Annotated in this window: 14 protein-coding genes; 8 read left to right on the top strand and 6 right to left on the bottom strand. The window is 59.4% G+C overall.

Annotated elements, in window-relative coordinates:
- The first annotated feature begins 31 nt into the window (after positions 1-31).
- On the top strand, positions 32-328 hold the full coding sequence (locus SOM40_RS02600; RefSeq protein WP_320529894.1) for an SH3 domain-containing protein: 297 nt from the start codon (positions 32-34) through the stop codon (positions 326-328).
- On the opposite strand, the gene SOM40_RS02595 is transcribed toward SOM40_RS02600, so the two are convergent.
- Positions 325-1,095 carry a DeoR/GlpR family DNA-binding transcription regulator gene (locus SOM40_RS02595; protein ID WP_320529893.1) on the bottom strand — a complete coding sequence of 257 codons (771 nt, stop codon included), beginning with the start codon at positions 1,093-1,095 and terminating at the stop codon, positions 325-327. The two genes, SOM40_RS02600 and SOM40_RS02595, sit on opposite strands and share 4 nt — an antisense overlap.
- Positions 1,096-1,193: 98 nt before the next feature.
- Here SOM40_RS02595 and SOM40_RS02590 point away from each other — a divergent pair, with 98 nt between their 5' ends.
- The 6 genes from SOM40_RS02590 to SOM40_RS02565 all read left to right on the top strand — a co-directional run bounded on the left by SOM40_RS02590 (position 1,194) and on the right by SOM40_RS02565 (position 4,973).
- Positions 1,194-1,352, top strand: coding sequence for a hypothetical protein (locus SOM40_RS02590; RefSeq protein ID WP_166181469.1), 159 nt, complete (start codon positions 1,194-1,196; stop codon positions 1,350-1,352).
- Positions 1,349-2,506, top strand: a complete 1,158-nt coding sequence (locus SOM40_RS02585) for an MFS transporter (protein WP_166181468.1) — start codon at positions 1,349-1,351, stop codon at positions 2,504-2,506. Before SOM40_RS02590 ends, SOM40_RS02585 begins: the two co-directional genes overlap by 4 nt.
- 1 nt (position 2,507) lies before the next feature.
- Positions 2,508-2,921 (top strand): VOC family protein, encoded by a 414-nt coding sequence (locus SOM40_RS02580; protein WP_320529892.1) that lies wholly within the window; start codon positions 2,508-2,510, stop codon positions 2,919-2,921.
- A gap of 128 nt (positions 2,922-3,049) precedes the next feature.
- A complete protein-coding gene (locus SOM40_RS02575) occupies positions 3,050-3,511 on the top strand; it encodes a helix-turn-helix domain-containing protein (RefSeq protein WP_106995644.1) in 462 nt (153 codons plus the stop codon).
- On the top strand, positions 3,511-4,053 hold the full coding sequence (locus tag SOM40_RS02570) for a VapC50 family PIN domain-containing toxin (protein ID WP_320529891.1): 543 nt from the start codon (positions 3,511-3,513) through the stop codon (positions 4,051-4,053). Before SOM40_RS02575 ends, SOM40_RS02570 begins: the two co-directional genes overlap by 1 nt.
- A 320-nt stretch (positions 4,054-4,373) precedes the next feature.
- The gene (locus SOM40_RS02565) at positions 4,374-4,973 is read left to right on the top strand and encodes a response regulator transcription factor (protein WP_106995642.1); all 600 of its coding nucleotides are present in this window, start codon (positions 4,374-4,376) and stop codon (positions 4,971-4,973) included.
- A 9-nt stretch (positions 4,974-4,982) separates the two neighbouring features.
- Here the strand turns inward: SOM40_RS02565 and SOM40_RS02560 are convergent, their stop codons facing one another.
- Positions 4,983-10,586 carry a trifunctional serine/threonine-protein kinase/ATP-binding protein/sensor histidine kinase gene (locus tag SOM40_RS02560; protein WP_320529890.1) on the bottom strand — a complete coding sequence of 1,868 codons (5,604 nt, stop codon included), beginning with the start codon at positions 10,584-10,586 and terminating at the stop codon, positions 4,983-4,985.
- 108 nt (positions 10,587-10,694) lie between these two features.
- On the opposite strand from SOM40_RS02560, the gene SOM40_RS02555 reads away from it, so the two are divergent.
- Positions 10,695-11,825 (top strand): RNA-guided endonuclease InsQ/TnpB family protein, encoded by a 1,131-nt coding sequence (locus tag SOM40_RS02555; protein WP_312189780.1) that lies wholly within the window; start codon positions 10,695-10,697, stop codon positions 11,823-11,825.
- Positions 11,826-11,933: 108 nt separating this feature from the next.
- Here the strand turns inward: SOM40_RS02555 and SOM40_RS02550 are convergent, their stop codons facing one another.
- Genes SOM40_RS02550 through SOM40_RS02535 form a run of 4 tightly spaced genes read right to left on the bottom strand, consistent with a single transcriptional unit; the run spans position 11,934 to position 13,544 of the window.
- Positions 11,934-12,302: a response regulator transcription factor gene (locus SOM40_RS02550; protein WP_320529889.1), complete on the bottom strand. Its 369-nt coding sequence runs from the start codon at positions 12,300-12,302 to the stop codon at positions 11,934-11,936.
- A gap of 26 nt (positions 12,303-12,328) precedes the next feature.
- A complete protein-coding gene (locus SOM40_RS02545; protein ID WP_106995639.1) occupies positions 12,329-12,586 on the bottom strand; it encodes a DUF1427 family protein in 258 nt (85 codons plus the stop codon).
- Positions 12,583-12,792: a DUF1427 family protein gene (locus tag SOM40_RS02540; protein ID WP_032616311.1), complete on the bottom strand. Its 210-nt coding sequence runs from the start codon at positions 12,790-12,792 to the stop codon at positions 12,583-12,585. Before SOM40_RS02540 ends, SOM40_RS02545 begins: the two co-directional genes overlap by 4 nt.
- A 59-nt stretch (positions 12,793-12,851) precedes the next feature.
- Positions 12,852-13,544 carry a hydrolase gene (locus SOM40_RS02535; protein WP_106995638.1) on the bottom strand — a complete coding sequence of 231 codons (693 nt, stop codon included), beginning with the start codon at positions 13,542-13,544 and terminating at the stop codon, positions 12,852-12,854.
- Positions 13,545-13,759: the final 215 nt, after the last annotated feature.

The following is a 13,759-nucleotide window of genomic DNA, read 5'->3' as shown; positions in this document are numbered from 1 at the left end:
TGACAAGGAGTGTATTGCTATGAGGCCTGCCATGAGCCCATTTATCGAATTGCCCGTTTCCGCCTGTGTGAAGACCTTGATGGGGGTCTATACGCGAAAAGAGAACCCGTCCGTTTTCGCACCTGTGGCCGACGAGCTGCCTGCGGGGAGCCGCATCAGCGTGCAGGCGACAGTGGTGGGCGATGCGGTGCAGGGCAATCCGCACTGGTACCGGATTGATGAGGATACCTTTATCTGGTCGGGTGCCTGTACCCGGATTGAGCCTTGCCCCGCGTTTCCGCCATATACCAGAGTCAAATGGACGGCGGTGGTGTTTGAGGTACGTTAGGTGATGATCACCCGCACATCCTGCGCCGCAAAGGCCGCGATCGTCTCCTGATCCAGGTTCGCCTCTACCACCAGCACGTCGATGTCGCGGCTTTTCGCCACCACAAAGCGCGCCACGCCGGGGATTTTATCGGTGGTGAGCGCCACAATGGTCTGGCTGCTCTGGGCGATCACCGCTTTCTTGAACTCGCAGTCGGCAAAGTCGAACCCGGTTAACCCCATCCCCGGATCCATCGCGCAGCCGCCGATAAATGCCTGATCGAAAATAATCCCCTGGATCTGGTTCGCCGCCGTGGCCCCCACCGCACCGCCGGAGGTGCGCTGGATCTGGCCGCCGGTGATAATCACCTCGCACAGGGGATGACGCAGCAGTTCGGTGGCAATGGCCGGAGAGTTGGTAACCACCGTAAGCGCCAGATCCGCTGGCAAAGCCTTCGCCAGCGCGAGGTTAGTGGTGCCGGTATCAATAAAAATAGAGCTGCCTGGTTTGATGAGGGTTGCCGCTTTCTGCGCGATCGTGACCTTTTTTGCGTAATTTTTTTGCTCGCGGCTAAAGAAGTTCCCGGCATCCGCCAGCTGCAATACCGCCCCGCCGTAGACCTTCTTACAGAACCCCTCTTTGCTAAGCTCATGTAAATCCCGGCGAATGGTGTGTTCCGAGACCTGCATTCGGTTCGCCAGTTCGGCGCACACTACCCTGCCATTTTCCTGCAGGATCTGGCGGATCAGATCTTGTCGTTGTTCCGGGAAAGCTGCATAATCGAGCATAAATTATCTTCTCTGGATTTGAATCGAGCAACAATGCGCATAATGTTGCATGACGGCGCGCTCTGTCAATCCACCAGGCCTTAAACCGGAGCGTCACGATGAAATACGATGATAATTACCGCCAGCAGGTGCCCGCCACCAGGCCCCATGACGGCTTCCTGTTTGAGCCTGTAACCGCCAATGCGCGCGCCGGGGAAAAGGAGCAGCATAAAACACCGGCCTCCCCGGGACTGAAACCTTATAAGGATGTGAAATGACCCAGCAGACCACCGGCGCCGTTCAGCGGCTTGCCACCCGGATCGTCTTTTTTATTGCCGGCTACGTCACCGCCACCTGGGCGGTGCTGGTGCCCTACGCGAAGGCCAATACTGGCGTCAACGAGGCCACGCTCGGCTCGCTGCTGCTGTGCCTGGGAATGGGGGCGCTGATTGCGATGCCGCTCACCGGGATGCTGACCAGCCGCTACGGCTGCCGTCGGGTGATTGTCACCGCGCTGGCGATCGTGATGCTCACCACGCCTCTGCTGGCGATCATTCCGGATCCGCGCCTGCTGGCCGCCGCATTGCTGCTGTTCGGCGTGGGCGTGGGGGTGACAGACTGCGCCATGAACATTCAGGCGATCATCGTCGAGCGCGACTCGCCCACGCCGGTGATGTCCGGTTTTCACGGTATGTACAGCGTCGGCGGGATTGCGGGCGCGGGGGCGATGACCCTGCTGCTGACCCTCGGAGCCAGCGCCTTTGCCGCCTGTCTGATCATCATCCTGAGCGTCATTCTGATGCTGGCCGCCAGCCTGAAAGGGCTGCTGCCGTGGGCCAACCCTGCCTCCGGCCCGGCCTTTGCCGTACCGCGCGGCGTGGTGCTGCTGATTGGTGCCATCTGCTTTGCGGTGTTCCTCGCCGAAGGGACGGTGCTGGACTGGAGCGCGGTGTTCCTGACCGAAGTGCGGGGCGTACCGGAGTCGCTGGGCGGGCTGGGCTTCACCTGCTTTGCGGTGGCGATGACCCTTTTCCGCTTAACCGGCGACAAACTGATTGCCCGTACCGGCGCCCTGCGTGCGGTGGTCGGCGGCGCGCTGGTGGCTGCCGTCGGCTTTGCGCTGGTGACCTTTGTCCCGCAGTGGCAGCTGTCGCTGGTCGGCTATGTGCTGGTGGGTGCCGGCTGCGCCAATATCGTGCCGGTGATGTTCTCCGCCGTTGGCCGTCAGACCCGCATGCCGCAGGCGGTTGCCGTACCGGCCATCACCACGCTGGGCTATCTCGGCGTGCTCGCCGGACCCGCGATTATCGGCTACGTGGCGCATGCCACCTCGTTAACCCAGGCGTTTATGGTCATTATGGTGCTGATGCTGGTCGTCGCCGCGCTGTCTGTGACCGTCACCGCCAACCAACCCGCCCGCAGCGAGGGATAAGATGAATATTGCACATGTCGCACTCTGGACCCGCAACCTGAACGCCCAGGTTCACTTCTGGGAAACGGTGTTTGGCGCACGCTGTAACGAGCGCTACCTGAGTAAAAACCGCCCGGGATTTGCATCGCACTTTATGACCCTCAGCGACGGGCCGACCATCGAGCTGATGACCGTCCCGGATCTGCCCGATGCCCCCGCCCACCCGGAGTTTATCGGCTGGGCGCATATCGCCCTGAACGTCGGGAGCAAAGCGGATGTGGATCGCATGGCGGAGCAGGCGCGGTTAAACAACACGCTACTGAGCGCCCCACGAATGACCGGAGATGGCTATTATGAGGCGGTGATTGCGGATCCGGATGGGAACCGTATTGAGCTGGTGGGGAAGTGGGTACCCACTGAATACTACCTGGAGTAAAAGCCCCGCAATGCGGGGCTTTTTCGTTTATTTCGTTTGTTGTGCTTTTCGTTTGTTTCGATTACAGTTCTCTATGGTGTACTTTTACTCACCGTAAACATGAAACTCGACACTACTGGAATACTGAAATGACAAACTCACTTCTGAACAGCCTTACGTTACCGGCTCCAAAGGAGATTGAGGCAGCTGTACGCGGACAAAGGGAGCTTGCTACGTTTCTGTCCACAAAGCAGGAAACGCAAAAAATTACGATCCAGGATGCACAGGATGTCACTCATCAAATAGAGCTGCCAACCTCTTCACTGACGCTTCTGATGAGTATTCTCGGTGAACTTGCTGCGGGCAACGCCGTCCAGGTTGTGCCTGTGCATGCCGAACTAACTACGCAGGAAGCAGCCAATATCCTGAATGTTTCTCGCCCACATATGGTGAAACTTCTCGAGGAAGGCAAGCTACCGTTCCATAAAACTGGCCGTCATCGCCGTATTCTTTTTGCAGACCTGATGAAGTACAAAGATCAGCGTGATGCAGAAAGCATACAAGCACTTCGCGAGCTGGCGGAACAAAGTCAGGAGCTTGGCTTTTACTGATGACACACTCACCCTATCCCGTCGTTCTTGATGCCTGCGTGCTATACCCATCAATGCTGCGGGATCTTCTCATGCACATAGGGAAGACTGGCTTATATCAGCCCAAATGGACTACCCAGATACACGATGAATGGCAGCGAAATCTGCTTATTAATCGCCCTGATATCACCCCAGACCAGCTGAAGCGCACCGAAATGCTAATGAATAAAGCCTTCGGCGACGCCTTCGTATCAGGGTATGAGAGCATTATTGATGGCCTTAACCTGCCGGATCAGGATGACAGGCATGTGCTCGCCGCAGCTATTCGTTCGGATTCCGAAGTGATTGTGACCTACAACCTTGTCGATTTTCCTGGCGGAAACCTGGCTGAATTTGATGTCAAAGCGCTTCACCCTGATGAGTTCTTATCAGACCTTTTTGACCTGAACCATGCGCTGGTTCTCGAAGCGGTGAGAATGCAGCGTTCGCACCTGCGTCATCCCCCCTCACCCCAGACCAATTTTTGCAAGGCCTGCTACAGCTGGGCTTGCCGAAAACAGTGACTGAGCTGGAAAAATATAGAGTAATGATTTAGCCCTCTCTCCGGCATGCGCCTGAACCCACTGCGTTTATCACTCACCCCTTCTCAATTGCCGACAATTTAACCATTTCTGGCCTACGCTTACTCAATGTGAAAAGCGGTTTTGAAAAACCACATATTGCTTTCATATAGTTATCATATTGTTAAATGATAATGAGAATTAATGTGTTAGAGTAGTTGCGTTCGAAGGCTGCCACCATAATCGCTTGAACATCAGGGGGTGGTTTTCACGCTGAGCGAAAATCCTCTCATCTCTGTCAGGCTGAATCATTGGGGCTATTAATGGAACACATTGTTTACGTCGTTGATGATGATCACGCTGTCAGGCGGTCCGTGGTTGGGCTGCTGGAGTCTGCCGGGCTGAACGCCCTCGATTTTTCTTCGGCAGAATCTTTTCTGCAACACACCTTTGAAGATGTGCCCTCCTGCGTGATCCTCGATATGCAGATGCCGACCATCAGCGGGTTTGAGGTGGCGGATGCCCTGAAGGCCGGTGGGCGCGAAATCCCAATTATCTACCTCACCGGGCACGGGACCATTCCCATGTCGGTGAAGGCGATGAAGGGCGGCGCGTACGAGTTTCTCACCAAGCCGGTCGCATCGAACGATCTGATCGACTCGATTGGTGCGGCGCTGAAGCTGGCGGAAGATAATGCCTCGCACCTGCGGGAGCAGTACTCCCTGAAACAGCGCCATCTCTCCCTCACCCCGCGTGAGCAGCAGGTTTTACAGCTGGCGATCAGCGGCCTGCTGAACAAGCAGATTGCTGCCGAGCTGGGTGTCAGCGAAATCACCGTTAAAGTCCATCGCCGCCGGGTGATGGACAAGATGCAGGCCCGCTCGCTGGCGGATCTGGTCAGGGCCGCCGAGCGCCTGACCTGAAGCCTGCCGTCAGAGTGATTCCTCGCTCGCTGCCAGCGGCAGGGTAAAGGCGAAGATACAGCCGTGCGGCTCGCGATTGCGGGCCGTCAGCTTGCCCCGGTGCCGCTCGATAATGCTGTAGCTGATGGTCAGTCCCACCCCCATCCCCTGGGCTTTGGTGGAGTAGAACGAGTCAAAGATGCGCTCGCTCATCCCCGGCCCGATGCCGGTACCGCTGTCGGCGATTTCAAAGGTAATCCCCCCGCCCTCCGGGTTCGACGTCGACAGCAGCAGGGTGCCGGGACGATCCTTGATCTCAGCCATCGCCTCCACCGCGTTCATCACCAGGTTCAGCAGCACCTGCTGGATCTGCACGCTGTCCCCCACGATAAAGCTGTCCGCCGCCGCCAGGGCATAGTTGACGCTGATGCGTCGCTGCTCCAGCTCGCTGCGCGACAGGGTGATAATGTGCCGCACCAGATGGTGCAGATCGATGCGGGCGAAAGCCGGGTCCTGCTTGCGGGTGAGGGATTGCAGGCTGCGGATGATCTCCCCTGCCCGCTCGCCCTCGGAGACGATCTCCTCCAGCCCGATGCGGGCCTTATCCAGCCGGGCCGGATCGCGGTTGAGCCAGCGCAGGCTGGCCCCGGCGTTGGCAACAATCGACATCAGCGGCTGGTTGATCTCATGGGCTATCGACGAGGTGAGCTGCCCGACGGTGGTGGCGCGCGCGACGCGGGCCAGCTCCGCCTGCGCCACCCGCATGGCGTCTTCCGCCGTCCGCTGGGTGGTAATGTCGGTGATGATGCCGTAATACTCGTTCACTTCGCTGCCCACCCCCACCGGATCGCCAATCCCCAGAATGGTGCGGGTGGCGCCGTCGGCGCGGATGATGCGGAACTCGGCGCGCATGGTCAGGCCATCGCGCACGCTCTCCGTCACCAGGGTGCTGATGCGCGGATAGTCATCCTGATGCACAAACGTCAGGAACTCGGCCATCGAGATCATCTTCTGCTTTTCGGGCAGGCCAAGGATGCGGGCGTACTCTTCCGACATAAACATCAGATCCTGCTGCAGCTCCCAGCGCCAGCTGCCGGTGTGGCTGATCTGCTCCCCGAGCATCAGCGAGGTCTGGCTGGCCCGTAGCTCTTTCTCAACCCGACGGCGCTGGAGGTTCTCTTCCAGCAGCTCGGCATACAGCCGGGCGGTCTCCAGCGAGATGGCGGCGTGCGCCCCCAGCAGGCTCACCACCCGGGAGTGTTCCACGGTAAAGACTTCCGGCATCAGGCGGTTCTCCAGATAGAGCACCCCCACCAGCCGCGCCTGTTTGAACATCGGGACGCACATCACCGCCGCGCCGGAGGTCACCAGATACGGGTCCTGACTGAAAGGATGGAACTCCTCCGGTTTGCCGGTGTGGATCTCCTGCCCGGTGCGGATCACCGCCGCCAGTACCGTCAGCGGCATGTCGGTGGCCAGCGGCACCTGTTTGCGGATCTGCACCCGCACCCCGTCGGTGGTAGTGCTGGCGCTGGCCTCGATCTCCGGGATGTTGTTGTCATTCACCCGAATCAACAAGCCGCGCTGGGCCCCGGCCCGCTCCAGCAGGATGGTCATCAGGGTTTCGATCAGCCGCTCGAGGTTGATCTCCTCCGACAGGGCGCGCGAGGCCTTGATCACGCTCTGCAGATCGCGGATCTCCTCGTTGCGGGCAAAGGTCACCGTGTCCCAGGCGTTGGCCTGACCGGGAGTCAGCAGGTAGGGGAAATCCCGCTCCAGCTGGCGCACTTTAGACTGCGCCCCGGCCCGGCCCCAGGCGGTCATCGCCCCGCGGAAATGGGCATCGGCGGCGGTGGTGTAGCCGCAGGCGTGGGCGAAGCGTCCGGCCAGCTCGTGGGCCAGAGCGTTGAACGCGTTAAAGCCTCCCTCGCGCGATAGCCGCACCGCCTTCTCGTACTGCTCAAGGGCGATGCTGTTCATGCCGTCGAGCCGTACGATCTCGGCGTAGATCAGCGCCTCTTTATCAGCAAAGGTGCCGGGATTGATCCGCGCCCAGAGAACGATTTTGTCGTAATGAAGGTGGATCTGACGGCGCAGATCGGCGGAAAAGGTCTCCGGCGTCAGCTGCTGCGAGAGCGTCAGGGCGCTGTAAAGATGGTAATCCAGAAGATGAATATGGCCCGGCGCGGACCAGGCAAATCGCCCGGCCTGGGCAAGGTTATCCGCCGCCTGCGGGAACTCGCCGCAGGCGAAGTGGGCCATCCCGCGGTAGAGCCAGAACCAGAACAGCATGGTGGAGGTCTGCTCCGTGGCCTGCTCTGGCGCGGCAGGCAGCAGGGACTCCGGCAGCACGTCGATGGCGGTCCAGTGGCCGCTCACCGGAGTGCGCAGGTGCTCCACGTAGTGGCGCTGGATCATCAGGATCGCCTCCACGTCCTGGAAATGGGTTTTGCGCACAAAGGCCAGGCCGCGCTCAATGCTGGTCAGCACCCCATCGAGGTGATCGCCCCGGGTGAGGAAGTTGATCACCTGGTGGCAGGCGGCAAAGCAGGCCATCGTCATGTCTCCGTGAGTGACGGCGGAGGTGAAGCAGGCTTTGGCGCACTCGATGGCCCAGGAGAGCGGCTGGGTCCAGACGCTGAGCTGATCCAGCGGCAGCAGGGTTTTGGCCTCAAAGGCGTCGAAGCCGTGGCGGTTGACCAGATCCCGCGCCAGGATGCCGTACTGGAACCCGAGACGATACTCGGCGTAACGGTGGCCAATCAGCACCCCGAACCAGGCGATCGCCGGGGCGGAGGCGCCGGTAATGCCGTGATCGAGGGTCAGGTGCATCATCCGGCACAGCAGAACGAAATGCAGGCGCGAGCGGGTAAAGCTAGCGAACACGCAGGCGCTGTTGAGCAGATTCATCACCGCTTCGGTGTCGCCGTCGTTCATCAGCGGCAGCCCGGCAAAGTGTTCCTGCGGGTTATCGCCGACGCGGTTGCACAGGCTGTGCCAGGCCTCGTCGCATTCGGCGGCTTCCGGGTGGCGGCTGACATGAATGCCAAACACCGCCAGCCAGCTCAGGGTCGCCTCCAGCGCCAGCTGGTTATCGGACTGGCGCATATAAACTTCGGCCAGCAGGTTGGCCGCCCGCGCTTTTTCCGCCAGCCCGCCGGGGGAGTTGAGAATGCGGTCGCACAGCTGACGAGTGCTGTCGAGATTGCCCAGCGCGAACTGGCACCCGGCCTCCTCGCTGTCCAGGGTGAAGTCGCTGGCGCTCTCCGGCAGCGCACCGGCGTTGCCCAGCGCGCGGGCGGTCTGGATATAGCTCAGGGCCGAGAGGTAATCCCCCGAGCGCCGGGCGCGGCGGGCCGCCAGCAGGCTTAGCTCGCGGAACATCTCCCGCTGGGGCGCAGGCTGAATACAGTCCAGCGCCGCCGTGACGTGATGCACGGCGCGGAACAGGATCTCGTTGCCCGCCGCCTGACGGGCCGACTCCGCCAGCAGGCTGGCGGTGGTAAGGTGCAGACGGCTGCGCTCGGCGTTATCCAGCAGAGCGAAGGCCGCCTCCTGCACCCGGTCGTGGGTAAAGGCATAGCTGCCGTCGCTGAGGGTCAGCAGCTGCGCCGTCACCGCCGGGTGCAGGGCATAGCGGATCTCCGGCACCGACATCGCCACCACGCGGCAGACCATCTCCAGCTCGCCGCTGCCGCCGAGACAGGCGATGCTGCCCAACAGCCGCCGGGTCTCTTCCGGCATCTCCTCCAGCTGCTGCAGCACCAGGGTGACCACGTTTTCGGTGTAGTGCCGGATGCGGATGGCGTGCAGATCGTAGTGCCACTTATCCTGATATTTATTGTGCGTCACCAGCCCGTCATCAACGATGCGGCGAAAGAACTCATGCACAAACAGCGGGTTGCCGCCGGTTTTTTCGTGGATCAGCCCGGCCAGATCGGCGGTGTTCGCCGAGCGGGTATGGAAGATGCTCGCCAGCCAGCGCGAGACCGCCTTCACCGACAGCGGCTCCGGGCGCAGCTCGGTGGTATTGCGCGAGGCCCGGTGCAGGCTGGCCAGCTGATTGTGCAGGACATTGTCCGGCAGCGAGCAGGCATCCCGGTGCGCCACCACCATCAGCAGCGGCACGCTGCCGCCATGGGTCAGCAGATACTCGAGAATTTGCAGGCTGGCGGGGTCGATCCAGTGGATATCGTCCAGCAGCAGCACCAGCGGGCTGCCCGCGCTGGCGAAGGTGTTGACCAGGGCCAGCACCATGTGGCTGAAGCGCGCCCGGGCATCGATGGAGAAAGTGTCGCTGGAGAAGCGCGGTTTGCTCTCCAGCAGCAGCCGCAGCTCCGGCACCAGGCTGACGGCTAAGGCTTCGTAGCCCTCCAGCTCGCGCGACAGACGGACCTTCCACTGGGCCACCTCCTCCGCCGACAGCCCCAGCAGATGCAGCACCAGGGTACGAAACGCCGAGGTCAGCGCCGCATAGGGCAGCGTGGGGGAAAACTGATCCACCTTGCCCACCGCCAGCAGCACGCTGCGGTGCTGCAACGCTTTCAGCCCGGAGGCGATCAGCGAGGATTTGCCGATCCCCGACGGGCCGCTGATGGCCACAAATCCGGCGAGCTTATCGCGGCTCACCCGGTCAAAGGCGTGGATCAGATCCGCCGCCTGGGGATGGGCGGTGTAAAGGGTATCGGTGAGATGAAAGGCCGGAGAGCGATCCTGCAGGCCAGGGGTAAAGGCGGCAATCTCCCCGTCGTCGCTGAGGGTGGCCTGGCAGCGGCGCAGGTCGGCAATCAGGCCATCGACGGTCTGGTAGCGATTCTCCGGTTTTTTTGCCAGCAGTTTGAGGACGATAGCCGACAGCATGGCGGGCACGCCGGGGTACACCGCGTCGGGAGAGCGCGGTTCGGAGGCGATGTGATAGTGCGCCCACTTGCCCTGATCCTCGCCGCTCAGTTCAAACGGCAGGCTGCCGGTGAGCAGTTCGTAGAACACCACCCCCAGGCTGTAGAGATCGCTGCGGCTGTCCACCGCCCGATGGGTGCGGGTGGTGTGCTCCGGCGACATGTAGGCGGGCGTGCCGCCGATGGTCGTCAGCCGCGCCTGCTGTAGCTCTTCTGAGGTGCCGGACGACAGGCCAAAGCCTCCCAGCCGACAGCTGTTGTCATCGTGAATAAAGATATTGCCGGGCTTGATATCCCCATGCACCAGGTTGCGCAGGTGCATCAGGCGTAAAGGCAGGCTGATGCGGATCGCCAGATCGAGAAAGCTCTGGATACAGGCTATCGGCGCGCCGACAATCCTGGTTAGCAGCACAAATGAAAAGGGGGCATAAACCAGTGCAAAGCGCCCGTGGTACTGCGTGCTGGCCACCGGGCGGATAGCCCAGTCGTCACTCAGGTACTCCCGCAGGGCAAACTCGTTGCGCAGCAGGCGCGTTGCGCTGGCCTCTTCTTCATCGCTCACCCCGGTGGCGATGATAAACGACCCGCCGGAGCTGGGCAGGCGGGCATTCAGCCAGCAGAGGCTCCCCTCCTGCCCCAGCGGGGTAAAAATGACGTCTTCTTTAAGCACAAAAGCCCGCCCTTCGGATAAATTTCCGGGGGCGGGCCAGAGTGCAGGCAGCGATGGGTTGTTCATCAAAGTGCCTCCTGGAGGCTTCATTCAGTCGGGCGTAAAGGAAAATTGGTGGTACCTAATCTAACTTCTTTTTGTGATTTCATATTTTTTTACCCTAATATGCACGATATGAAACGCGCATATAAATATCGGTTTTATCCAACACCTGAACAATCTGAGCTTTTAGCGCGGACGTTTGGCTGTGTGCGTTTTGTCTATAACAACATCCTCCGCTGGCGCACTGATGCGTACAACGAGCATCAGGAAAAAATCGGCTATACACAGGCCAGCGCACATCTGACAACACTGAAAAAGAAGCCCGAACTTGCATGGCTCAATGACGTTTCTTGCGTACCACTCCAGCAGTCTCTGCGCCACCAGCAGAACGCTTTCAAAAACTTCTTTGAAGGTCGTGCCGCATATCCAGTATTCAAAAGTAAGCGCCATAAACAGGCCGCTGAATTGACCGCCAGTGCGTTTAAATACCGCGATGGCAAGCTGTATATAGCCAAGAGCAAGGTACCGCTAGATGTACGCTGGAGTCGCCCTTTGCCGTCCAGCCCTTCCACTATCACCATCACCAGAGATGCCGCCGGACGGTATTTCGTATCCTGCCTGTGCGAGTTTGAACCTGTACCACTGCCGATCACTGCTAAAACGGTCGGCATTGATATTGGTTTAAAACATTTGTTCGTCACCGATGCCGGATTCAAACAAGGTAATCCCCGCCATACTGCAAAGTATGCGGCACGCCTGGCGCTACTCCAGCGCCGGTTAAGCAAGAAAGCGAAAGGCTCGAATAACCGCGCTAAAGCCCGCTTAAAGGTAGCTCGACTCCACGCGAAAATTGCCGATTGCCGACTGGATAATCTGCACAAGCTATCCCGCAAATTGATTAACGATAACCAAGTTGTTTGCGTTGAATCCCTCAAAGTGAAAAATATGCTCCACAATCCGCGGCTATCCAAAGCAATTGCCGATGTAAGCTGGGGTGAGTTAGTGCGCCAGCTTGAGTATAAAGGCGAGTGGGCGGGACGTAATGTAGTCGCTATCGATCCGTTTTTCCCGTCCTCAAAGCGCTGTAGCTGCTGCGGTTTCACCATGCAAAAAATGCCTCTTAATGTGCGTAAATGGCGCTGCCCGGAATGCAGCGCAGACCATGATCGTGACATTAACGCGGCCCGTAATATCAAAGCTGCCGGGCTGGCAGTGTTAGCCCATGGAGAGACAGTAAATCCTGAATCGTATAAAGCGGCTTAGGTTCGGCTCCGTGAAGTGGGAATCCTCGCCGTTTACGGTGGGGAGCAGTCAACCACGTTCCTTATTGTTCTTCATTAATGGTTCTCGTGGGGATGTTTGCAGGTGTTGTCAGGTGGTGAGCGCGCGATGAATGTGCGCCAGCAACACATCGACATTAATCGGCTTGCGCAAAAAAGCAACGGCGCCGTGATCAACAGCGTAGCGCTGGATATTGTCATCCGCATGACCGGAGATAAAAATAAGCGGGGGCGGCGAGGTGGCGATAAGGCGCAGTTTGTCGAACATCTCCAGCCCGGTCATCCCGCGCAGGCGGATGTCGACAATCACCAGCGCCGCGTCTGTCAGCGCGGTGGGGTGGCTGAGAAAACACTCCGCCGAGTCGAAGGCTTCCGTTGCGTACCCCTCCGACTGCAGCAGGTTGCTTAACCCGCTGCGAACAGACCGTTCATCATCAATGATGGCTATGCGCTGCGGCATGCTCTCTTTCCTCAAACGAAACGTGATTAACCCTCGCTACCGTCACCGGGACGGGGTGGAGGCGCAGTGCCGCTGATTTTGGGGACGCATTCATGGCGAAACCAGCTCATCGTCAGCTGACGGCTGAACAGGCGGCGGCCAATCGGGATCAGCTGTTCCCCCACCAGCATGCCAAACAGCCCTAACAGGGCGACAACGGGTGGCGCGGGCGAGTGTACATCAATTGCGGCATAAATCACCCCTGCCAGAATTCCACAGCTCAGCGAAACAACCCAGGCTTTCATGACGAGGCTCCTGTGGAGAGGGTGACGGGCGCTTTTTGCGCGGTGTCATCAGCATGCAGAAAATGGCGGGTGGCCTGTTCGCCTGCCAGCATCCCCAGCAGGCCAATCAGCGCCAGCGCAGGCGGTGCGGGGGAACGGACTTTCAGCAGCGCGTACAGCAGGCCGATTAACACGCCTGCCGCAAGGGAAATTAACCCAGTACTCATGGTGGACTCCAGAGAGGTCAACGGCAGGCCGGATGAGGGCCCAGCCTGCCGCTGAAAACTTAGCGAACCGGAGCCGGGACTGGCGCCAGGGTTTCGTGCTCGCTCTTCTGGCGAGATGGGGCTTTGTGCACCATGGTGTAGGCGTAATCCACGCCCATGCCGTAGGCGCCGGAGTGCTCACGCACGATATCCATCACCGCGTTGTAGGTCTCTTTGTGTGCCCAGTCACGCTGCCACTCCAGCAACACCTGCTGCCAGGTAACCGGGATCACACCAGCCTGGATCATGCGCTGCATCGCGAAGTCGTGAGCTTCTTTTGAGGTGCCGCCGGACGCGTCCGCCACCATGTAGATCTCGTAGTCGCCTTCCAGCATTGCGCACAGGGCGAAGGTGTTGTTGCACACTTCAGTCCACAGGCCGGAAACCACCACTTTCTTCTTGCCGTTAGCTTTCAGGGCGTCACGCACTTTCTGGTCATCCCAGGAGTTCATGGAGGTACGCTCAAGAATGTCTTTGCCCGGGAAGACGTCCAGCAGTTCCGGGAAGGTGTTGCCGGAGAAGCTCTGGGTTTCAACGGTGGTGATGATGGTTGGGATGTTGAACACGTTGGCCGCTTTCGCCAGCCCTACCACGTTGTTTTTCAGCACCTGACGGTCGATAGACTGCACGCCAAACGCCATCTGCGGCTGCTGGTCGATGAAGATCATCTGACAGTTATCCGGGGTTAACACTTCGAGTTTTGAGTTAGACATAATGGTATCCAGTGAGGTGAACAGATGAAATCCGTCGCACGACGCGGCGACGATGCGATACCTGTATCCTGGATGACTCTCCGCGCTGGCGTAATTATCTCTTTGTATAATTAACCTTTCGTATAGTTATACGCAGGTATAGTTATACTTTGGTATAGCTATCCCATTGTATAACTGGTTTTTTCCGGTAACCGGTTCCAATAATCCTGACATTT

The organism is Leclercia sp. CFBP8987 (genome assembly GCF_034044995.2).
In the GTDB taxonomy this organism is placed as follows: Bacteria; Pseudomonadota; Gammaproteobacteria; order Enterobacterales; family Enterobacteriaceae; genus Enterobacter; species Enterobacter tamurae.
The sequence above is the reverse complement of the archived record's forward strand: the minus strand, read 5'-3'. Positions and strand labels throughout refer to the sequence as shown.